Source organism: Lentzea atacamensis (genome assembly GCF_003269295.1).
GTDB classification, from domain to species: Bacteria; Actinomycetota; Actinomycetes; order Mycobacteriales; family Pseudonocardiaceae; genus Lentzea; species Lentzea atacamensis.
This window is the reverse complement of record NZ_QLTT01000017.1, coordinates 16502-36643: the sequence shown is the minus strand read 5'-3', so window position 1 is coordinate 36643 and position 20142 is coordinate 16502. Positions and strand designations below refer to the sequence as shown.

Annotated in this window: 20 protein-coding genes; 11 read left to right on the top strand and 9 right to left on the bottom strand. The window is 67.6% G+C overall.

Features of this window, described 5'->3' with window-relative positions:
• Window positions 1–343: 343 nt before the first annotated feature.
• Complete coding sequence (ypfJ, locus tag C8D87_RS43660; RefSeq protein WP_109630598.1) at window positions 344–1240, top strand: KPN_02809 family neutral zinc metallopeptidase; 897 nt, start codon at window positions 344–346, stop codon at window positions 1238–1240.
• Between the two features lie 89 nt (window positions 1241–1329).
• Here ypfJ and C8D87_RS43655 read toward each other — a convergent pair whose 3' ends face one another.
• The gene (locus tag C8D87_RS43655; protein ID WP_109630596.1) at window positions 1330–2838 is read right to left on the bottom strand and encodes a M28 family metallopeptidase; all 1509 of its coding nucleotides are present in this window, start codon (window positions 2836–2838) and stop codon (window positions 1330–1332) included.
• A gap of 79 nt (window positions 2839–2917) precedes the next feature.
• Entirely contained in the window at window positions 2918–3550 is a 633-nt protein-coding gene (locus C8D87_RS43650; protein ID WP_112232447.1) for a GNAT family N-acetyltransferase, read from the bottom strand.
• Window positions 3551–3594: 44 nt separating this feature from the next.
• Between C8D87_RS43650 and C8D87_RS43645 the strand changes: the two genes are divergently transcribed.
• Window positions 3595–4560: an NAD(P)H-quinone oxidoreductase gene (locus tag C8D87_RS43645; protein ID WP_109630591.1), complete on the top strand. Its 966-nt coding sequence runs from the start codon at window positions 3595–3597 to the stop codon at window positions 4558–4560.
• On the opposite strand, the gene C8D87_RS43640 is transcribed toward C8D87_RS43645, so the two are convergent.
• Complete coding sequence (locus tag C8D87_RS43640; RefSeq protein WP_109630588.1) at window positions 4544–5188, bottom strand: class I SAM-dependent methyltransferase; 645 nt, start codon at window positions 5186–5188, stop codon at window positions 4544–4546. The genes C8D87_RS43645 and C8D87_RS43640 overlap by 17 nt on opposite strands.
• Before the next feature lie 17 nt (window positions 5189–5205).
• Entirely contained in the window at window positions 5206–6405 is a 1200-nt protein-coding gene (locus C8D87_RS43635) for a cysteine desulfurase-like protein (RefSeq protein ID WP_109630585.1), read from the bottom strand.
• A gap of 82 nt (window positions 6406–6487) precedes the next feature.
• Between C8D87_RS43635 and C8D87_RS43630 the strand changes: the two genes are divergently transcribed.
• The 9 genes from C8D87_RS43630 (at window position 6488) to C8D87_RS43590 (ending at window position 13809) form a co-directional block, all read left to right on the top strand.
• The gene (locus tag C8D87_RS43630) at window positions 6488–6973 is read left to right on the top strand and encodes a bacterial proteasome activator family protein (protein ID WP_112232445.1); all 486 of its coding nucleotides are present in this window, start codon (window positions 6488–6490) and stop codon (window positions 6971–6973) included.
• A gap of 55 nt (window positions 6974–7028) precedes the next feature.
• Window positions 7029–7856: a class I SAM-dependent methyltransferase gene (locus tag C8D87_RS43625; protein WP_170154710.1), complete on the top strand. Its 828-nt coding sequence runs from the start codon at window positions 7029–7031 to the stop codon at window positions 7854–7856.
• Window positions 7857–7924: 68 nt separating this feature from the next.
• Window positions 7925–8845 carry a galactan export ABC transporter permease subunit Wzm/RfbD gene (wzm, locus tag C8D87_RS43620; RefSeq protein WP_109630575.1) on the top strand — a complete coding sequence of 307 codons (921 nt, stop codon included), beginning with the start codon at window positions 7925–7927 and terminating at the stop codon, window positions 8843–8845.
• A gap of 19 nt (window positions 8846–8864) precedes the next feature.
• Complete coding sequence (gene wzt, locus C8D87_RS43615; RefSeq protein WP_109630572.1) at window positions 8865–9683, top strand: galactan export ABC transporter ATP-binding subunit Wzt/RfbE; 819 nt, start codon at window positions 8865–8867, stop codon at window positions 9681–9683.
• A 3-nt stretch (window positions 9684–9686) separates the two neighbouring features.
• Window positions 9687–10589, top strand: a complete 903-nt coding sequence (glfT1, locus tag C8D87_RS43610; RefSeq protein ID WP_109630568.1) for a galactofuranosyltransferase GlfT1 — start codon at window positions 9687–9689, stop codon at window positions 10587–10589.
• Window positions 10590–10660: 71 nt separating this feature from the next.
• Window positions 10661–10855 carry a hypothetical protein gene (locus C8D87_RS43605; protein WP_146231381.1) on the top strand — a complete coding sequence of 65 codons (195 nt, stop codon included), beginning with the start codon at window positions 10661–10663 and terminating at the stop codon, window positions 10853–10855.
• A gap of 67 nt (window positions 10856–10922) precedes the next feature.
• Entirely contained in the window at window positions 10923–12125 is a 1203-nt protein-coding gene (locus C8D87_RS43600; protein WP_233442573.1) for an ABC transporter substrate-binding protein, read from the top strand.
• The gene (locus C8D87_RS43595; RefSeq protein ID WP_112232443.1) at window positions 12122–13000 is read left to right on the top strand and encodes a carbohydrate ABC transporter permease; all 879 of its coding nucleotides are present in this window, start codon (window positions 12122–12124) and stop codon (window positions 12998–13000) included. Before C8D87_RS43600 ends, C8D87_RS43595 begins: the two co-directional genes overlap by 4 nt.
• A 26-nt stretch (window positions 13001–13026) precedes the next feature.
• Window positions 13027–13809 (top strand): carbohydrate ABC transporter permease, encoded by a 783-nt coding sequence (locus tag C8D87_RS43590; RefSeq protein ID WP_112232505.1) that lies wholly within the window; start codon window positions 13027–13029, stop codon window positions 13807–13809.
• Between the two features lie 32 nt (window positions 13810–13841).
• Here C8D87_RS43590 and C8D87_RS43585 read toward each other — a convergent pair whose 3' ends face one another.
• The 5 genes from C8D87_RS43585 to C8D87_RS43565 form a co-directional block, all read right to left on the bottom strand.
• On the bottom strand, window positions 13842–14654 hold the full coding sequence (locus tag C8D87_RS43585; protein WP_146772092.1) for a PIG-L deacetylase family protein: 813 nt from the start codon (window positions 14652–14654) through the stop codon (window positions 13842–13844).
• A gap of 48 nt (window positions 14655–14702) precedes the next feature.
• Complete coding sequence (locus tag C8D87_RS43580) at window positions 14703–16565, bottom strand: glycosyltransferase (protein WP_233442571.1); 1863 nt, start codon at window positions 16563–16565, stop codon at window positions 14703–14705.
• A 69-nt stretch (window positions 16566–16634) separates the two neighbouring features.
• Window positions 16635–18506: a glycosyltransferase gene (locus C8D87_RS43575; RefSeq protein ID WP_112232437.1), complete on the bottom strand. Its 1872-nt coding sequence runs from the start codon at window positions 18504–18506 to the stop codon at window positions 16635–16637.
• 6 nt (window positions 18507–18512) lie between these two features.
• Window positions 18513–19700, bottom strand: a complete 1188-nt coding sequence (gene glf, locus C8D87_RS43570) for a UDP-galactopyranose mutase (protein ID WP_109630540.1) — start codon at window positions 19698–19700, stop codon at window positions 18513–18515.
• Between the two features lie 39 nt (window positions 19701–19739).
• Entirely contained in the window at window positions 19740–20138 is a 399-nt protein-coding gene (locus C8D87_RS43565) for a DUF2304 domain-containing protein (RefSeq protein WP_109630537.1), read from the bottom strand.
• Window positions 20139–20142 lie beyond the last annotated feature (4 nt).

The following is a 20142-nucleotide window of genomic DNA, read 5'->3' as shown; positions in this document are numbered from 1 at the left end:
CCGTGCAGGTAACTCCTCGCTGTGGCGAAACGCGGTCTGTTGCATCCCCGCGAGTGGATCGGACGTGACCGGTCCGGTCGCGACTGCGTAGCAACTTCGAACGGGGTTTCGGGTGCCCAGGCGCCATCGGCGTCGCTCGGCGCACTTCGACGCTGTTGAGCTCGACATCGGTTTCGTCTCATGGCGTCACCGGTCGGGCGCCACGCCAACCACCGTTGGCCGTAGTCGCTACATCCAAATGGGAAAGCCTCGGTGCGGTGCCCCGACGTCGGGCTCCGCACCGAGGCGTGTTTGGTGCTTTATCGTTTGCGGCACCCATGGGGTCCTTGGCAGGAGGATTGCGGTGCAGTTCAACGAAGGCGCGGAACTCGATCTTTCTCAGGTTTCGGACCAGCGTGGCGTTGGAGGGCGCGTCGCCGGCGTCGGCGGTGGCCTCGGCGTGGTCGGCCTCATCATCTACTTCCTGGTGCAGCAGTTCACCGGCATCCAGCTGCCCGCGGGCGGCCTGGAGGGACTGGGCACCAACACCCAGGTCGAATCCGGCCAGCTGGCCGAGAAGTGCAAGACCGGCGCCGACGCGAACCGCGACAGCGACTGCCGGGTCGTCGCCACGATCAACTCGATCCAGGCCTTCTGGACCGACCAGTTCGCCCGCTCGGGCAACACCTACCAGGTCACCAAGACCAACTTCTTCCGCAACAGCGTGAGCACCCGCTGCGGCAACGCCAGCTCGGCCGTCGGCCCCTTCTACTGCCCCGCCGACTCCCAGGTGTACATCGACCTGGACTTCTTCAACGAGCTGCGCACCAAGTTCGGCGCGACCGGCGGCCCGTTCGTCGAGGCCTACGTGCTCGCTCACGAGTACGGCCACCACGTGCAGAACCTGCTCGGCACCTCCGACCGCGTCAGCTCGCGGACCGGCCCCACCTCCGACTCCGTTCGGCTGGAGCTGCAGGCCGACTGCTACGCGGGCGCGTGGGCCAAGGCCGCGACGACGACCCCGTCGGCCAATGGTCAGCCTCTCATCACGAACATCACCCAGGAGGACGTGAACGCGGCCCTGGACGCGGCGGCGCGCATCGGTGACGACTTCATCCAGCGCGAGCTCGGCGGTGGCCGGGTCGACACGACCAAGTTCAGCCACGGCAGCTCGGCGCAGCGGCAGAAGTGGTTCACGACCGGGCTGCAGACGGGCGATCCCAGTCGGTGCAACACGTTCGACACGAACAACCTTGGCTGACCGGCCATCCCGCCGGAATTGTCAGACCCTTCTGGAAAAATGAAAGCAGGGGTCCCCTTGCGGGGGACCCCTGCGTCAGCGAGAACTGCTTACGCCACGGCCGCGTGCGAGTGGTCCTCGTGCGCGGTCAGCGACATCTTGGCCGCGGCACGTGCCTCGGCCCTCTTGGCGCGCGGCGGCACGCCGTTGACGTCCTCAGTGGACACACCGTAGGCCGCGGTCACGAACGCGATGGCGCCCGCGTTGCGGCCCAGGGCCGTGCGGTCGACGTTGCCGAGGTTGTCACAGGCCGAGTGGTAGCAGGGGTCGTAGGCGATGCCCGCGGTGCCGCCCCACTTGGCTGCCTGGGCCGCGGTCTTGACGCCCTCGGCGCCGGTGAACAGGCCGCCGGCCGGGATGCCCTGCGCGATGAACTCGCCGTAGTCGGAACGGCCGGAGAAGTCGGTGCCCTCCGTCGGGATGCCCTTGGCCGCGAAGTAGTCGGCGAAGGCCTTCTCGATCTGCGCCGAGCCGAACGGGCCGGGGCCCGCGCCCACGTTGTCGGAGTTGTCGCCGTCGTAGATGAAGTACGCGGCGTTCGGGGAGCCGACCATGTCGAAGTTCAGGTACAGGGCGATGTCCAGCTGCTGTTCGAACGTCAGCGAGCGGACCCACTCCTCGGAGCCGATCAGGCCGCGCTCCTCCGCGCCCCACCAGGCGAAGCGGACCGCGTTGTCGACCTTCGGGCGGGAGCCCATCTGCAGCGCGGTTTCCAGCAGGGCCGCGGAGCCCGTGCCGTTGTCGTTGATGCCGGCGCCTGTTTCGACGCTGTCGAGGTGGGCGCCCGCCATCACGACGTTGTTCGTGCGGCCGGTGCGGGTCTGGGCGATGACGTTGCGCTGCGTCCGGGTCTCGTTGTGGAAGCGCATGTCGACGGTCACCGAGGAGCCGGCCTTCGTCGCCAGCGTGGTGCCGTCGGCCTGGGAGATGCCGCCGACGGGGATCTTGCCGGGGTTGGTCAGCGTCACGTTGGTGAGCGGGCCCGCGGTGTTGTTCGAGACCAGCACCGCGACGGCTCCGGCGGCGAAGGCGTTGAGGTGCTTCTGCTCGAAGGTGCAGCCGCCGCGGCGGATCAGGGCGACCGAGCCGGTGAAGTCCTGGCCCGCGAAGTCGGACGCCTCGCAGCCCGTGGTGGTGTCCTCCGGGACGACGCGCAGCGGGCCGGTGACGCCGCCGGCCGGGGTCTGCGGTGAGGCGGTCATGATGATCGCCTGGTAGTTCACGCCGTCGACGCGAGCCGTCTCGGCGTCGATGACCGGGATTTCGAAGCTGAAGTTCGGCGTGCTCACGATGAAACCCTCGTCGCGGAGCTTGCCCGCGACGTACTCCACGCTGGCGTCGTAGCCGGGGGTCAGGGCGGCGCGGGTGCCGTTGTTGCGGTCGGCGATGCGCTGGAAGGCGATCAGGTGCCGGTTGACGCCCTCGACGGTCACCTTCTTCGCGAGCTTCTTGGCGAGTGCGGGGCCTGCTGGTTCGGTTGCGGCGGATGCGGTGGCGGTTGGGGCTGCGACCAGCGCCGAGATGGCAAGCAGGGTCGCCAGCTTTGATCTGCCGGACATGAACGTTCCCCTTCGTTGGAGAGTCGCTGAACCCTCACAAAAAGGAGACGTGGGACACAATCCTACGGGCGAAGGGTGTTCAGCTGGTGATCAGCTGAACACACTCAGCGAGGTCTTCGACTTGAACGCTCCACTCCGGGCGCACGAAGTTCGCCGCGTCCAGCCGCAGTCGCACGTGCTCAAGACGCTCGCCGCGGGGTGCGAGGCCGATCGTGCCGTCGTGGACGTAGCCGAGCTTCTCGCTGACGCGGTTCGACGCGTGGTTGCCCTCCCACGCGGCCGAACGCGCGATGCGGGCACCCAGATGGTCGAACGCGAACTGCAGCACGGCGATCCGCATCTCGGTCCCGAACCCCTGGCCCTGGAACTTCCGGCCGATCCACGAGCCCGTGTTCACCTCCCGCAGCACCGCGAAGTCCCGCGCACCGACGTCCTGGACGCCGATGACCTTGCCCTCGTGGCGGACCAGGAACGTCACCGTCCAGTCGCCTGCCGCCAGCTTCGCGCGCTGGCTCCAGAAGAACTGGACCATGCCACGGCCGTTGTCGTCGGCGAGGCGGTCGGTCCACGGCACGTTGAACGGCATCTCCGCCGGGTCGTGCACGCCGTCCTTCGCCACCTCGACGAGCTCGAACAAGCCCTCGTCGTCGTCAGGGCGCAGCTCCAGGCGCGGGGTGCGGAGAACGAGGTGCCGCAACGGCCAGGGGTCCATGTTCCGATGGTGCCTTCCCCGTCCAACGGATTACGGTCGACTGTATGCGTGCCATCACTGTTCGCGAACCCGGCGGCCCGGACGTGCTCGAGTGGACCGAGGTCGCAGACCCGGTGCCCGGCAAGGGCGAAGTGCTGATCGACGTCGCCGCGAGTGCGGTCAACCGCGCGGATCTCCTGCAGCGCCAGGGCTTCTACCCGCCACCGCCCGGCGCGTCGGACATCATCGGCCTGGAGTGCTCCGGCACGATCGCCGCAGTCGGCGAGGGCGTGACCGGCTGGAACGTCGGCGACGAGGTGTGCGCGCTGCTCGCGGGTGGCGGCTACGCGGAGAAGGTCGTGGTCCCGGCGCCACAGGTTCTCCCGCTGCCGAAGGGCGTCGACGTCGTCACGGCGGCCGCGCTGCCCGAGGTGGCGTGCACGGTGTGGTCCAACGTCGTGATGGACGGCAGGCTCAAGACGGGTGAGACGTTCCTCGTCCACGGCGGCGCGGGCGGCATCGGCACGCACGCGATCCAGGTCGCCAAGGCGCTCGGCGCTACGGTGGCGGTCACAGCCGGGTCCGACGAGCGTCTGCGCAGGTGCGCGGAGCTCGGCGCGGACATCACCGTCAACTACAAGACGCAGGACTTCGTGGCCGAGGTCAAGCAGGCCGACGTCGTCCTCGACAACATGGGCGCCTCCTACCTGGCGCGCAACGTCGACGTCCTCGCCCCCGACGGCCGGTTGATGATCATCGGCATGCAGGGCGGTGTGAAGGGCGAGCTGCCGATCGGCAAGCTCCTCACCAAGCGGGCGATGGTGATGGCCACCGGCCTGCGGGGGCGCAGCGTCGACAGCAAGGGCGCGATCGTGGCGCAGGTCCGCGAACACCTCTGGCCGTTGATCGAAAGCGGCGCGGTGCGGCCGATCGTCGGCGAAACGGTGCCGATGTCGGACGCGGCGCAGGCGCACCGGCTGCTGGACGAGGGCGACGTCTTCGGGAAGGTCCTGCTCAGGCGAGAGCGGTAGCACCGGCGAGCGAGGTCCGGGGAGCCGTGCGGAACTCCAGCCCGAACTCCTCGGACCACCGTGCGAGCACGGCCTGTTCGTCGGGCCGGTCGACGTCGTCGACCAGCACCGTCGCTCCCGGCGCCAGCACGGCGCGCAGCACGGGCAACGCCGGATAGCGCGAGTCGCCCAGCCCCGGTCCGTCCACGAGCAGGAGATCCACGAGGCCGAACCGGTCGACGAACCCGAGCACCTCGTCGTGCACCTGCTGTGGCGCGTACCACTGGCCGTGCCGCGACAACGCCGCCGGATGCCGTGACAACGGCGCGTGCACAACGCGAGCGACCGAGCCCAGCCCTTCACGCCGCAGCTGCGAGGCCACGAAAGCTGCGGTGCGTTCGTCGTGCTCGATCGACAGCAGATGCCCGAAACCTCGCTGCTGCAGCAACCGGGCCAGCAGCACCGAGGAAGACCCGCAGCCCAGCTCCACCAGGACGGTCCGGGCGCCGAGCACGATCTCGTCCATCACCGCGACCAGGGCCGCCGGTCGCAGGTCGCCGGCGATCGCCGGCAGGTACTCCGTGTTCAACGATCCGAGACGCTGCAGAGCCGAGAGATCGGCGAGCTCGCGAGCAAGCGAGTCGTCCAAACAAGATCTCCCAAACCTCAGCCCAGCTCGGCCACCGCCCTCACCAGGTCGTCCACCTCGACCGCGTTCGTGTAGTGGGCGAGCCCGACGCGGATGGCGCCGCCGACCTCGCCGACGCCCAGCACCGAGAACACCCCGTGCTGACCGGGGTCGGCGAACGCGCAGACACCTCGTGACGCGAGGTGCTCCACGCTGTCCTCCGCCTTGACCCCGGCGATCGTGAACGCCAGCGCGGGAACCCTGCGCATGGCGTCGCCGATCACCATCACGTGTCGCAGCGAACGCAGTTCGTTGATGAGATTAGCGAGCAGCCCGGCCTGGTACGCCTTCACGGATCCCAAAGACGTGACGAGTCGCTCACGGCGCGTGCCCGAAGCCGCGTCGTCGAGGTCCGCGAGGTACTCCACGGACGCGACGAGACCGGCGAGCATCGGGTAGGCGTGCGGGCCGAGCTCCAGCCGTTCCGGACCGCGGGCCATCGGGTCGACCGAGCAGGACGGCAGCCGCTCCAGCATCGCCGGGTCGCGGAACACCAGCGCGCCGACCGGCGGCCCGCCCCACTGACCAGCGGAGAGAGCCACGACGTCTGCGCCCATGCCAACGATGTCCAACGGCACGAACGGCGCGGCCGAGGACGCGTCGACGACCATCAGCGAACCGTGCGCGCGAGCCACCGCGGAGATCTTGGCGAGGTCGGGGCGGGTGCCCACCACACCGGACGCCGCGGTGATGGCGATGAGCTTGGTGCGGTCGGTGACCAGCTCGTCGTACTGCCAGCTCGGCAGCTCGCACGTCTCGATGTCGATTTCTGCCCATTTGACCGCGCTGCCGGTGCGCTGGGTGGCGCGCAACCAAGGCGCGATGTTCGCCGGGTGATCCAACCTGGACACGAGCACCTCGTCGCCCATGAACCAGTCGTCGGTCATCGCGTCCGCGAGGCGTTGCAGCAGCACCGCCGACGACGGGCCGAGCACTACGCCCGCCGGGTCACCGCCGACGAGGTCCGCGACGGACCTGCGAGCAGCGTCCACGATCGCCTCTGCCCGTTGCGAGGCAGGGAAGATACCGCCTGGTCCGGAGACCGGGGCGCGCAGCGCGGTGGAGACGGCGGTGGCGACCTGCTCTGGCACCTGCATGCCGGCCGGTGCGTCGAGGTGGACCCAGCCGTCGCCGAGCGCGGGGAAGAGCCCTCGTACCCGTGCGACGTCGAACGCCATGCCACACACCGTACGTATGAACGCAAACACGGTGTCGGCCAGCCCCCACCCGGATAACCGTTGACGAACGAAAGAGGCAAGGATGGAGACCATGAACCAGGAGCAGCCCGTCGTCATCGTCGGCGGCCAGGACGGTGACATCACCGACATGGTCGAGCAGCCGGCGAAGGTCATGCGGATCGGCACGATGATCAAGCAGCTGCTTGAGGAGGTGCGGGCGGCACCTCTGGACGAGGCGAGCCGCAACCGCCTCAAGGAGATCCACAAGCGGTCCATCGAGGAGCTCGAGGACGGCCTCGCACCGGAGCTGCGCGAGGAGCTGGAGCGCCTCTCGCTGCCGTTCACCGAGGACGGCACTCCGTCCGACGCCGAGCTGCGCATCGCGCAGGCACAGCTCGTCGGCTGGCTGGAGGGCCTGTTCCACGGCATCCAGACGGCTCTGTTCGCGCAGCAGATGGCCGCACGCGCACAGCTTGAGCAGATGCGCGGCCGCGCGCTGCCCGCCGGCGGCAGCGGCGATGCCCACGAAAGCGGCAGCACCGGCAAAGGCACCGGTCAGTACCTCTAGCGCTGACACCAGGGCCTGGCTCTACTATGCGCTGAACTTTCGGGAAGGAGCCGTCGTGCTCGAACGCGTCCGCCGCGGTCTGCAGGCCGAGCAGCTGCGCCACAAGCTGCGTGTCAAGGCGATCGAACTGATCCAGGACGCGATCGCGCCGCAGCGCGAGCAGATCGCACGGCTGCAGGCTCAGCTCGACGACTTGAGCAAAGAGGTCGCACACCAGGCGGACCGGATCGTCGACCACACAGTCGCTCACGAGGTGCGGGCACGCCGCGACATCGTGTTCGCCGCTGACCGGGAAGCATCGCTGCAGAGCGCGCGGTTCGTGCAGCAGCACATGCCGCGCGTACCGCACTTCGGCGCACCCCACGAGACGCTCAGATACGCGCTGGGTCTGGCTCCGGAGGGCGGCATGGCCCTCGAGTTCGGGGTCTACACCGGCGCCACCCTCAAGATCATCGCCAAGGCCAGGGAGACCGAGGTCTACGGCTTCGACTCCTTCGAGGGTCTGCCGGAGGATTGGCGCAACGGTTTCCCCGCCGGCACGTTCACGATGGACGGCCTGCCGGACGTGCCCGGCGCCGAGCTCGTCCCCGGCTGGTTCGACGAGACACTGCCGAAGTTCCTCGAACAGCACGCGGGCCCGGTCACGTTCCTGCACGTCGACTGCGACCTGTACTCGTCCACCAAGACCGTGCTCGACCTGGTCGGCCCGCGGCTGGTCGAAGGCAGCGTCATCGTGTTCGACGAGTACTTCAACTACCCGCAGTGGCAGGAACACGAGTACAAGGCCTGGATGGAGTACGTCGAGGCGCACGGCGTCGAGTTCGAGTACCTCGGGTACACCTATGACCACGAACAGGTCATCGTCAAGGTGATCAAGGTCTGAGGCCGGTAATCGCACCGTGACCGCCCAGCGAGCAGGCCTCGGGACGGACGCCGGTACGCTCAGTCCTCGTGCAAGCCACCAGTACCGTCGACCATCCTGAGGCACCGCCCGCCGTCAAGTCGCGCAGCTTCAAGCGCGCGTTCGGGGACGTGCGTGAGGCGTGGGACCACCGCGAGCTGTGGGGCCACCTCGGCTGGCAGGACATAAAGCAACGCTATCGCCGCTCTGTCATCGGCCCCTTGTGGATCACCATCTCGATGGGGACGACAGCGCTGGCGCTCGGCTTGCTGTACTCGGTGTTGCTCGGCGCGGAGCTGCCGGCGTTCCTGCCGTACATCACGGCGGGCTTCATCGTCTGGAACTTCATCCTCGGATGCGTCACCGAGGGCACGGACGTGTTCATCGCGAACGAGGGGCTGATCAAGCACCTGCCGGCGCCGATCACCGTGCACGTGATGCGCATGGTGTGGCGCCAGGTGCTGTTCCTGCTGCACAACCTCGTGATCTACGTGATCGTCATGATGATCTTCTTCGGCACGCTCTCCGAGCCGTACAGGATGACCCAGGACGGCCCGCTTCAGCCCGGCCTGAGCTGGACGGTCGCGCTGGCGATACCCGGGTTCATCCTGCTGGCGATCAACGCCGTGTGGGTGTCGCTGCTGTTCGGTGTGATCAGCACCCGCTTCCGCGACATCCCGCCGGTTGTGAACAGCTTCATCAACCTGGTGTTCTTCATGACGCCGATCGTCTGGGACGCGAGCATCCTGACGAAGGTCACCAAGGGCAGCCCCGAGGACGGCGCCTGGCGCATGTGGATCGCCGAGCTCAACCCGGTGTACCACTTCGTCGAGATCGTCCGCGCCCCGCTGCTCGGCCACACGGTCGACTGGCACCACTGGGCGGTCGTCGGCGGCTTCACGGTGGTCGGCTGGCTGCTCGCACTGGTCATCCTGCGCAACTACCGCGCTCGCGTCTCCTACTGGGTCTGAAAGGAGGTCGACTCACACCATGGTCAGCATCGACGTCTGGAACGCATCGGTCGACTTCCCGATCTTCGACGCGAAGTCGAGGTCGCTGAAGAAGCTCGCGCTCGGCAAGGTCGGCGGCAAGATCGGCTCGGAGGGCCGGGTGCCGATCATCGAGGCGCTGCACGACATCACGCTGTCGCTCAAGGACGGCGACCGGGTCGGCCTGGTCGGCCACAACGGCGCCGGCAAGTCCACGCTGCTGCGCCTGCTGGCGGGCATCTACGAGCCGACGCGCGGCCACTCGCGCATCGTCGGCAAGGTGGCGCCGGTCTTCGACCTCGGCGTCGGCATGGACCCGGAGATCTCCGGGTACGAGAACATCATGATCCGGGGTCTGTTCCTCGGCATGACCCGCAAGCAGATGGAAGCCCGCGTCAACGACATCGCTGAGTTCACCGAGCTCGGCGACTACCTGCAGATGCCGCTGCGCACGTACTCGACCGGTATGCGGGTGCGGCTCGCGCTCGGCGTCGTCACCTCGATCGACCCCGAGATCCTGCTGCTCGACGAGGGCATCGGCGCCGTCGACGCGGCGTTCATGGCGAAGGCCCGCGACCGCCTCAAGGACCTCGTGAAGCGGTCCGGTCTGCTCGTGTTCGCGAACCACTCCGACGAGACGCTGCTGGACTTCTGCGACAGCGCGATCTGGATGGACGAGGGCCGCGTCAAGATGCACGGCGGTCTGCGCGAGGTGCTCACCGAGTACAAGGGCCACGACCCGTTCGAACGGATGAGCGCGGAACAGCTGGCCAGGCTCGGCTACACCTCCCCCGTCCTCAGTGGAAATGGCGGCGAATAGACCGTGAATCTCCAGGCACTGCCCAAGGGCTCCGTCGTCGCGGTGGTGGTCACCCGCCACCGCCGCGAGCTGCTGGCCGAGTCGCTCAAGGCGCTGGCCACCCAGACCCGTGTCCCCGACCACCTGGTCGTCGTCGACAACGGCCCTGACCAGCCGGTCGACGACCTCGTCGAGCAGTGCCCGCTCCCCACGACCTACCTGCCGTCGCACCGCAACCTCGGTGGCGCCGGAGGCTTCGCGCTGGGCATCCTGCACGCGCTCTCGCTGGGCGCGGACTGGGTGTGGCTCGCCGACGACGACGGCCGTCCTGCCGACGAGAACGTGCTGGCCGTGCTGCTCGAGGAGGCAGACCGCCGCAAGCTCGCCGAGATCTCGCCGGTCGTCACGAACATCGACAGCCCGGACAAGCTCGCGTTCCCGCTGCGGCGCGGCCTGACGTGGAAGCGTTCGGCGGCGGAGCTCGGCACGAACTTCCTGCCCGGCATCGCCTCGCTGTTCAACGGCGCGCTGTTCCGCGCGTCCACGCTGGACGTCATCGGCGTGCCGGACTACCGGTTGTTCTTCCGCGGCGACGAGGTGGAGATCCACCGCCGGCTCGTCCGCTCCGGCCTGCCCTTCGGCACCTCGCTGCGGGTCGCGTACGTGCACCCGGACGGCTCCGACGAGTTCAAGCCGATGCTGGGCGGCAAGTTCCACGCCCAGGACCCGGAGAACCCGATCAAGCGCTACTACACCTACCGCAACCGCGGGTACCTGCTGTCACAGCCGGGCATGCGGAAGCTGGGCGCACTCGAGGTGTTCCGGTTCGGCCTGTACTTCCTCGCCGTGAAGCGGGACCCCAAGGCGTTCGTCGAGTGGCTCAAGCTCGTGCGCCTGGGGCAGCGGGAGCGCTTCTTCCGCAAGTGATCTGCTGAGGGCGGAATCGCTGCGCGCGAAACCGCCCTTCAACAGCTTCGGCACGCGGTTTGCTGAACGGCATGAGCCGACTTGTGCTGTTCCTCGCCGCCAACCCGAACCCGATCACCCTCACGGTCACCGACGAGACGCGGGACGATCTTGCGCCGCGCCTGACGCAGATCGTCCGCAACGGCCACACGCAGCCGATCGCGGGCCCGGACGGCCGTGAGTACGTCGTCAACTTCTCCAACGTCGTCGTCGCGCACTTCGAGTAACCACTCGCGCACCGGACGTGATCGGAGTAAGACGTGATGGGTGATCTCCCGACGCAGACTTCTCTCCTTGGCGGGCGCGAGCGCGCTGCTCGCGGCGTGCGGCTCGAACACCGGCAGGGGCGGCAGCGGCCAGGCCCTGAAGCAGTGGTACCACGCCTACGGCGAGCCCGGCGTGCAGCAAGCCGTGGAGCGGTACGCCAGCTCGTACCCGAAAACTCAGGTCGACGTGCAGTGGAACCCCGGAGACTACGACTCCAAGCTCGCGACGAGCCTGCTGTCCGACGGCGGACCGGACGTCTTCGAGTCCACCCCGCAGATCAGCTCGGTCCGGGCGGGTCAGCTCGTGCCGCTCGACGACGTCTTCGGCGACGCCAGGAACGATTTCTCCGAGTCGATTCTCGCGACGCACACCGTTGACGGGAAGATCTACGGAGTTCCGCAGGCGGTGGACATGCAGATGTTGTTCTACCGCAAGAGCTTCCTCGCACAGGCCGGAGTCCAGCCTCCATCCACTGTAGACGAACTGATCGACGCGGCCCGGCGGCTGACCCGGGACGGGGTCAAGGGGCTGTTCGCCGGTAACGACGGTGGCGGCGGGGTGCTGGGCGGGCCTGCGCTGTGGTCTGCGGGGCTCGACTACGTGCGCGACCATCAGGTCGGGTTCGACGATCCCCTTGCGGCTCAGGCGATCGGCAAGCTGCGCGAGCTTTACACCAGCGGCGGCCTGCTGCTCGGCGCGGTGAAGGACTGGGCTGAGCCGGACGCGTTCAACCAGGGCCTCGTCGCGATGCAGTGGACCGGGTTGTGGGCCGTTCCCGCCGTGCAGAAGGCGCTGGGCGACGACTTCGGTGTGCTCCCGTTCCCGAAGCTCACCGGCAGCGGCAGGCCCAGCGTGCCGGTAGGTGCGTTCGGCGCGATGGTCAACGCCAAGTCGAAGCGGGTCGACGAGGCCAAGGAGTTCGTGCGCTGGCTGTGGATCGAGCGGACCGACTACCAGGAGGACTTCAACCTCGGCTACGGCTTCCACATCCCGCCGCGCAAGAGCATCGCCGAGAAGGCCTCGAAGCTGACGACGGGCGCGGCGGCCGATGCTGTGAAGTTCGTGCGGGACAACGCGAAGGCGTCCAACCCGCCGGACTGGACATCGGTGATGCGCACCGCGTTCAACGACGCCGTGTCGCGGGTGGTGCGTGACGGCGCTCCCGCCGACGCCGAGATGAAGGGTGCGGCGGGGAAGGTGCGGGACGAGCTGAAGCGCCTGTACGGATGAGCAACGGGCGCGCGTTCTGGCTGTTCGTCGGGCCGTTCGCGATCGGACTGCTCGTGTTCGTGTACGTGCCGATCGGGTGGAGCCTGCTGCTGTCGTTCTTCGACGCCCGCAACACGGTGACGCCCACCGAGTTCGTCGGCCTGCGCAACTACGCGGACATGCTGACGGACCAGCCGTTCCTGTCGAGCCTGGGGACGTTCAGCGTGTTCGCGGCGTTCATCGTGCCGCTGACGTTCGTGCTCGCGCTGGCACTGGCGTTGCTGGTCAACCAGATCAGCTTCATGCAGGCGTTCTTCCGGTCGGTGTTCTTCCTGCCGACGGCGTGCTCGTACGTCGTGGCGTCGCTGGTGTGGAAGCTCTCGATCTTCAACGGGGTGCGGTTCGGGCTCGCGAACACGGTGCTGGGGTGGTTCGGCGCGGAGCCTGTCGCGTGGACCGTGTCGACGTCGCCGCCCTGGTACTGGCTGGTGCTCGTGACGCTGCGGCTGTGGTTGCAGCTCGGGTTCTACATGATCCTGTTCATCGCCGGGCTGCAGCGGATCCCGCAGCACCTGTACGAGGCGGCGTGGATCGACGGGGCTCGGCCAGGTTGGCAGACGCTGCGGTACATCACGTTGCCGCAGTTGCGCACGACGTCGGTGGCTGTGGTGCTGTTGCTGCTCGTCGCGGCGTACCAGGCGTTCGACGAGTTCTACAACGTGCTGGGGACCGACCGCGGCTACCCGCCGTTCGCGCGACCACCGTTGATCTACCTCTACTACACGGCGCTGGGTTCGGGCGGGCAGGACTTCGGGCACGGCAGCGCGGGCGCGGTGATCCTCACGCTGCTGATCGCGGGCGTGACGTTGCTGCAGGGCCGGGTGATCACGCGATGAAGGCCGTCCGGTACCTCGCGCTGTCGATGGCGGCGGTGTTGTTCCTCATCCCCTTCTACCTGGTGCTGCGCAACGGTTTGGCGACCGAGCAGGAGATCGCCGCACCCTCGTGGACGTTCTGGCCGAGCGAGATCCACTGGGAGAACTTCGCCGCGTTGTTCAGCAACCCGGCTGTGCCGATGGTCCGCAGCATGCTCAACTCTCTCGTCGTCGCCGTGCTGCAGACTGCGGGGCAGCTGCTGTTGTGCGGGCTCGCGGGGTATGGACTCGCGCGGATCCCCTACCGGTACGCGAACGTGGTGCTGTACTTCGTCGTCGCCACGCTGATGATCCCGGCGGCCGTGACGTTCGTGCCGACGTTCGTGGTCGTGTCGACACTGGGCTGGGTCTCCGACCTGCGCGGGCTGGTGATCCCCGGCCTGTTCAGCGGGTTCACCACGTTCCTGTTCCGGCAGTACTTCCTCACCTTCCCGGGCGAGCTGGAGGAGGCGGCGCGGATCGACGGGCTCGGGCACTGGGGCACGTACTGGCGGGTCGTGGTGCCGAACTCCCGGGGATTCTTCGCGGCACTCGGGGTCATCACGTTCGTGACGTCGTGGAACCAGTTCCTGTGGCCGTTGGTGATCGCGCAGGACCAGGACGCGTGGACGGTGCAGGTGGCGCTGTCGACGTTCCTCACGGCGCAGTCGATCAACGTGCACGAGCTGTTCCTGGCGGCGGCGGTCTCCATCGCGCCGTTGGTCATCGTGTTCGTGGCCATGCAGCGGTTCCTCGTGCGCGGCGTGACGGAAACCGGAATCAAGGGTTGACGTCAGAATTGCTCAGCGACGAGACCACCCGGTCAGGCCACGGAACTGGCGAAGTCACCCGGTGGGGCCCACGGGACACCGGGGTGGAACACCCGGCCGTCCGGCTGGTACCGCCTGCTCAGCGCAGCTCGCCAGCTGAACGCGTTCAGCTCAGGGTCGTGCGGCCAGTACTCGTCCCAGATCTCGGTCTTCTTCTCGCGCAGGAACCCGTGGACGTTCTCCGGGAACGTGAGCACCTTGTACCCGACGTACTCGCAGCGGAGCACCGCCGTCCGCCCCGCACCATCGGTGTTCGCGTCGGCGACGAGGATCGCGCCGGCCGTGTGGTCGACGTGGTCGCCCTCGCGGTGGCCGATCGAGCTGCTCGTGCGGATCAGGTCCGGGTCGGCCTTGGCGATGAGGCCGCGGATCATGCCGACGAACCCGTCGTACGTGTACGGAGGCCGTCCGTCGATCGGCTGGGCCTCGAAGCCCGGCACGTTGAGCAGGCGCCACAGGTCACCGAAGTTGTCCTCAGGACCGGCTGCGGCGTGGATGTACGTGTACACGATCCGCACGTTCGCGCCCACGAGCTTGTTCGTGGCGACCGGGTGGCCACCGAACGTCATCTGTTCGAACGCCCACTCGTTCGCCACCCCGGCTGTCCGCGCGTACGCCGCACGCGCCCCGTTGAGGCGCATTTCCGAGTATTCGATTCCACCGGGCTTGTCGGGACGATGTGGAATGTCCCCTGCGGTCAAATACACGACCCAGACATCGTGGCCGTCCCACACGTTCGCCGCGATGTCCGGATTCATGAACAGCAGGTCGTCGTCCGGATGCGCTACAAAGCTGACTGTAGTCACGGGTCCCTCCCCAAAGACCGTGCGTCTCTTTGAAGAAGGAGGGCCGAACTACCGCTCGAATACCTTTCGCCACGATTCCGTCGACGTCAGCTCCGGCAGGGCTTCCCGGTAGACCCGCTTGAGCTGGTCCCACTCCTGGCCGAGACGGCGGTAGTTGCGGACCGCCCGCTTGGCCAGCGTGCGGAACTCCTCCGGGTCGCGCTTGTAGAACGCCACCGCGGTGCCGTCTGCGGTGGACACGGTCGCACTGTCGAGGTTGCCGAGCAGGAACCAGCGCGCGCTCAGCGCCGGCACGTTCATCTGCGGGCGGCCGGCGGCGTCGGGAGCTGGCTTGCTGAAGTTGTGCAGCAACGACTTCGCGGCGCGCTTGGCGGTGGTGATCCGCGACTGCGACGGCCGCAGCATGGCCTCGGCGCGCACCTGGTCGAAGGTCGGCGGCGGGAACTCCCTCGCCGAGGGCAGGGTCTGCGCGTCGGAGTACTTCGCGCGCAGCTTGCGCACCTCCGGCAACGCCGTGCGAAGCGAGTCGAAGAGCAGCGAAGGACCGGCGAGGAAGTCCTCGATCGCCTTCTGCTGCAACGCGACCGTCGAGTACTCCATCGACAGTAGGTGCCGCAGCGTCAGCTTCAGGCCGTGCTTCACGATGTTGGTCTTCACGTCGTACGGGCTGTGCAGCGCGGCCAGGATCAGCCGGTTGCGCGTGTGGAAGTACGCCTGCCAGTCCGTCGAGTCGTTCTTGTCGGTCCACGGCATGTGCCAGACCGCCGAACCCGGCAGCGACACCGTCGGGAAGCCGTGCTCCAGCGCCCGCAACGAGTACTCGGCGTCGTCCCACTTGATGAAGAGCGGCAGCGGGTAGCCGCTGCGGCGCACGACCTCACGCGGGAACAGGCACATCCACCAGCCGTTGTAGGTGGCGTTGACCCTCGGGTGCAGTGCCGCGGTCTCCCGCAGCGAGTCGGTGGCGAAGTTGTGGTCGGTGACCGCGCCTGGTGCCGCGCGCCAGAAGCACGTGTTGAGATCGACGATCTCCGCGAAGCTGTGCAGGCGCGCACGCGAGTGCAGGTTCAGCATGTGGCTGCCGACGATCACCGGTTCGGCCGCGGCACGGGCGAACGCGTTGGAGCGCAGCACCGCGTCCGGCTCGAGCCGGATGTCGTCGTCCATCAACATGATCTGGTCGGCGTCGCTGTGCTCGATCGCCTCGAACATGCCTCGGGTGAACCCGCCGGAACCACCGAGGTTGTCCTGCTCGATGACCTCCAGCTTGTCGCCGAGCAGTGCCGCTGCCTCGGCGAAACCCTTGGTGTCACGGACCTTCACGTCGCCCTGGTCGGCGACGAAGACCTTGCTGAGCACTTCGAGCACGGCCGGGTCCTCGCCGAGCGCGCGCAACGCGATCACCGCGTCGACCGGGCGCATGGTCGTCATCCCGATGGCGACCTTCTGCACGGGCAACGGCTCGCGCACCGTCCACGCCGCCTCGCGGATCTCCAGCGGCGCGTCGTCGGTGAAGACGTCGAACCAGATCCAGCCGCCGTCCTCGAACGGCTTGAGCGACACGGTGAACTCGACGTCGGCCCACTCGGCCGCGTCGCGGACGTACTGGCCCTCGATGTGGATGATGTCGCCGGACGGGCGGGAGCGGTACACGTCGATGCGACCCGTGCCGCGCACCGCCAGGCGCAGCACGACCTCGTCGACGGTCGTCCAGCGCTTCCAGTAGGAGGCGGGGAAGGCGTTGAAGTACGTGGCGAAGGAGACCTTCGCCGACGGGGGAACCGTGGCGCTGCGGCGGGACGCGACGTGGCAGTTCGTCGTCTCCGGCTCGTCCAGGTACAGCGGCCGGACGTCGAGCGGATCTTCGTCCCTGGGCAGGATCACCCGCTGCAGCACGCAGTTCTGGTCCACAGACCTTCCCCTGTCAGTAGTGCGGGCGGCCCGGAAGATCCGGACCGCCCGTGCGAAGCGTTGTGGAAATCAGAGGTCGTACAACCGCGACCAGGTGTCGCGGCTGGTGAGCTTCCCCATCGCGTCCCGGTAGGAGCGCTGCACCTCCGGAGCCCTGCGGTACAGCTCGCGGAACAGCTTGGCGCCCTGCTTGGACAGGCGCACCGCGAGCTCCTTGTCCCGCTTGCGCACCCGCACGCCTTCCTGCGACGCGTCGGTCACGACCGCCGTGTTGAACAGCGAGACGTGCCACCACGCCGCGTCACCCGCGGGGACAGCGCCCGCCTCGTGCGCGGACTTGCCGAGCAACTGGTTCACGAGGCGCTTCACGAACACCGGCGCGATCAGCTTCGGCGTCGGCGCGGCAGTGATCATCGGCAGGCTGCCAGGCTTGAAACCGGGGATCTCCGACGCGGGGTGCCGCACGGTCTCCGGGTACTCGGCGCGCAGCTTGCGGATGTCCGCCGCCGCCTGCACACCGCCGTCCGAGAGGAAGTCCGGGCCCTTGAGGAAGTCCTCGACCGCCTTGAGCTGGGTGGCGGCGAGACCGTACTGCATGCCCAGGATGTACGTGGCGAACTGCTTCGCCATCCCGCGCACGATCATCTTCGGGTCGAACCGGCTGTGCAGCGCGGACGTGATCAGGGCGTTGCGCAGGTTGAAGTACCTGTGCCAGTCGTCCCAGTCCTTCCAGTGGAAGTCGGCGTGCCAGACGCCGGCACCGGGCAGCGACACGGTGGCGAAGCCGTGCGCACGGGCGCGGTAGCCGTACTCGATGTCGTCCCACTGGAAGAACAGCGGCAGCGGGTAGCCGACCGCCTTCACGATCTCCGACGGGATGAGGCACGACCACCAGCCGTTGTAGCCGGCGTCGACGCGCTTGTCCTGGACGTTGCGCTTGCCCGTCTCCTCGTCGTACCCGGTGAGGTCGGCGTTGAACAGCGCGCCTTCCACGACCTGGCCCGGCGCGAGGGTGTCGAGGTTCGCGTACTCGGCACCGACGTGCAGGAAGTTCGGGTGCAGCAGGTAGAGCATCTGACCGCCGACGATCGTCGGCTGCGTCGTGCGGTTCGCGAACGCGGTGAGCCTGATGACGATCTCGGGCTCGCACAGCACGTCGTCGTCCATGAACAGGACGTTGGCGTGCTCCGCGTGGTCGATCTCGGTGACCTCGTAGAGGCCGCGCGTGAAGCCGCCGGCGCCACCGAGGTTCGGCTGGCGGATGTAGCGCAGCTTCGATCCGAGCGCGGCCGAGACGTCGGCGAACCGCTCACGCGACTCGACGGCGTCCGTGCCCTGGTCGACGACGTAGATCGTGTCGACGAGCTCCAGCGGCTCCGGGTCGGAGGCGAGGGCGGCCATCGTGTTGAGGCAGTCGTCCACACGGTTGAACGTGCAGATGACGACCGCGGTCGGCCGCACCGTCTTGGGCGGCGCGACCGTCCAGCGGACCTTCTCGACCGCGAGCGAGTCGTCGGCGGTGGTCACGTCGAACCAGAGGCCACCGCCGTCGGTGAACTTGTCGATCTTCGCGGAGAGGCGCACCGTCTGCGCCTTTGCGCCGACGACCTTCTCCGCGGCGACCGTGCGGGTCTCACCCTCGGAGTCCGAGGCGACGAGCGCGACCTGGCCGGAGCCGGTCACCTCGAGCTCGAGCTCCACCTCGGGGCTCACGCACCACCGCTGCCAGTACGACGCGGGGAAGCGGCCGAAGTAGGTGTTCATCGAGACCGTGGCGTTCGGGTGCACCATCATGCGGTGGCGCTCCCGGTCCGCGATCCCCCGCTTCACCTCGGCGTACAGGTCCTCCGAGACGATCTGCGAGGGACCGGCGAACAGGCCGCGCTGCGTCAGCAGCTTCTCCGGCGCCTCGTGCTCCACGAGGTTGGACTTGCCCGGCATTGCGATTCAGTCCTCCAGAGACCCGTCCAGCGCCTGACCGGACGCCAGGTGCGGAGCGATCTTGTTGTCGAACACACTAAGCGCGGAACCGATCGCCATGTGCATGTCCAGGTATTTGTAGGTGCCGAGGCGCCCGCCGAAGATGACGTTGCGGTCTGCGGCTTCCTTCTTCGCGAGCTCGCGGTACCGCTCGAGCTTGGCGCGGTCCTCGGGCGTGTTGATCGGGTAGTACGGCTCGTCGTCCTTCTCCGCTGCGCGGGAGAACTCACGAACAATAACGGTCTTGTCGTTCGGGTACTCGCGCTCCGGGTGGAAGTGACGGAACTCGTGGATGCGCGTGTACGGCACGTCTGCATCGTTGTAGTTCATGACCGACGTGCCCTGGAAGTCACCGATCGGCAGCACTTCCTGCTCGAAGTCGAGCGTACGCCAGCCGAGCCAGCCCTCGGAGTAGTCGAAGTACCGGTCCACCGGACCCGTGTAGACGACCGGCGTGCCGGCCGGGATCTCGTCACGCACGTCGAAGAAGTCCGTGGACAGCTTCACGTCGATGTTCGGGTGGTCCGCCATCTTCTCGAGCCACGCGGTGTAGCCGTCGACCGGCAGGCCCTCGTAGACGTCGTTGAAGTAGCGGTTGTCGAAGGTGTAGCGCACCGGCAGGCGGCTGATGACCGCCGCGGGCAGTTCCTTCGGGTCGGTCTGCCACTGCTTGGCCGTGTAGGCCTTGATGAACGCCTCGTAGAGAGGACGGCCGACCAGCGAGATGGCCTTCTCCTCGAGGTTCTTCGCGTCCTTGGTGTCGATCTCCGAGGCCTGCTCGGCGACCCACGCCCTCGCCTCCTCGGGCGACATGTAGCGACCGACGAACTGCGAGATGAGGCCGAGTCCCATCGGGAACTGATACGCCTGGCCGTCGTGCATCGCGAACACGCGGTGCTGGTAGTTCGTGAACGAGGTGAACTGGTTCACGTAGTCCCACACGCGCTTGTTGGACGTGTGGAACAGGTGCGCGCCGTAGCGGTGCACCTCGATGCCCGTCTCGGGCTCTGCCTCCGAGTAGGCGTTGCCTCCGATGTGGTCACGGCGCTCCAGCACCAGCACCCGCTTGTTCAGCTGGGACGCGGTGCGCTCGGCGACCGTGAGGCCGAAGAATCCGGAACCGACGACGATCAGGTCATAACCTGCGAAGCTCACGGCAAGCGAGGTTACCTGTATGCCCTGAGTGCCCGGAAATCAGGGCCGCGCTTGGACAAGTTGTTCTTCGGCGCTCGCGATGCGCTTGTCCAGCTCCGCACGCACGCCTTCCAGCTCACAACGCAGCAGAGCGATCTCTTCGACCGTCGTGCGCACCTCTTCTTCGAGGTGACCCACCTCACTCGACAGCTGCAGCACGACGAAGAGCAGCGTGAACGCGGCGGCGGCGAACAGGAAGTTGGCCGCCAGCTGGATCCCGGTGAGGTTGGACAGCCACGTCGGAAGGCCTGGGATCGCACCCAAGCAGACCACACCGATTCCGACGAACAGCCACATTCCCGCGTACTTCTCGCGAAGCTTGCGGCGCCGCATCATTTCGATCACGACGACCAGAACGAGCGCCGCGACCACAATCGCCAGCAATCGGAACGCAGACACGGGG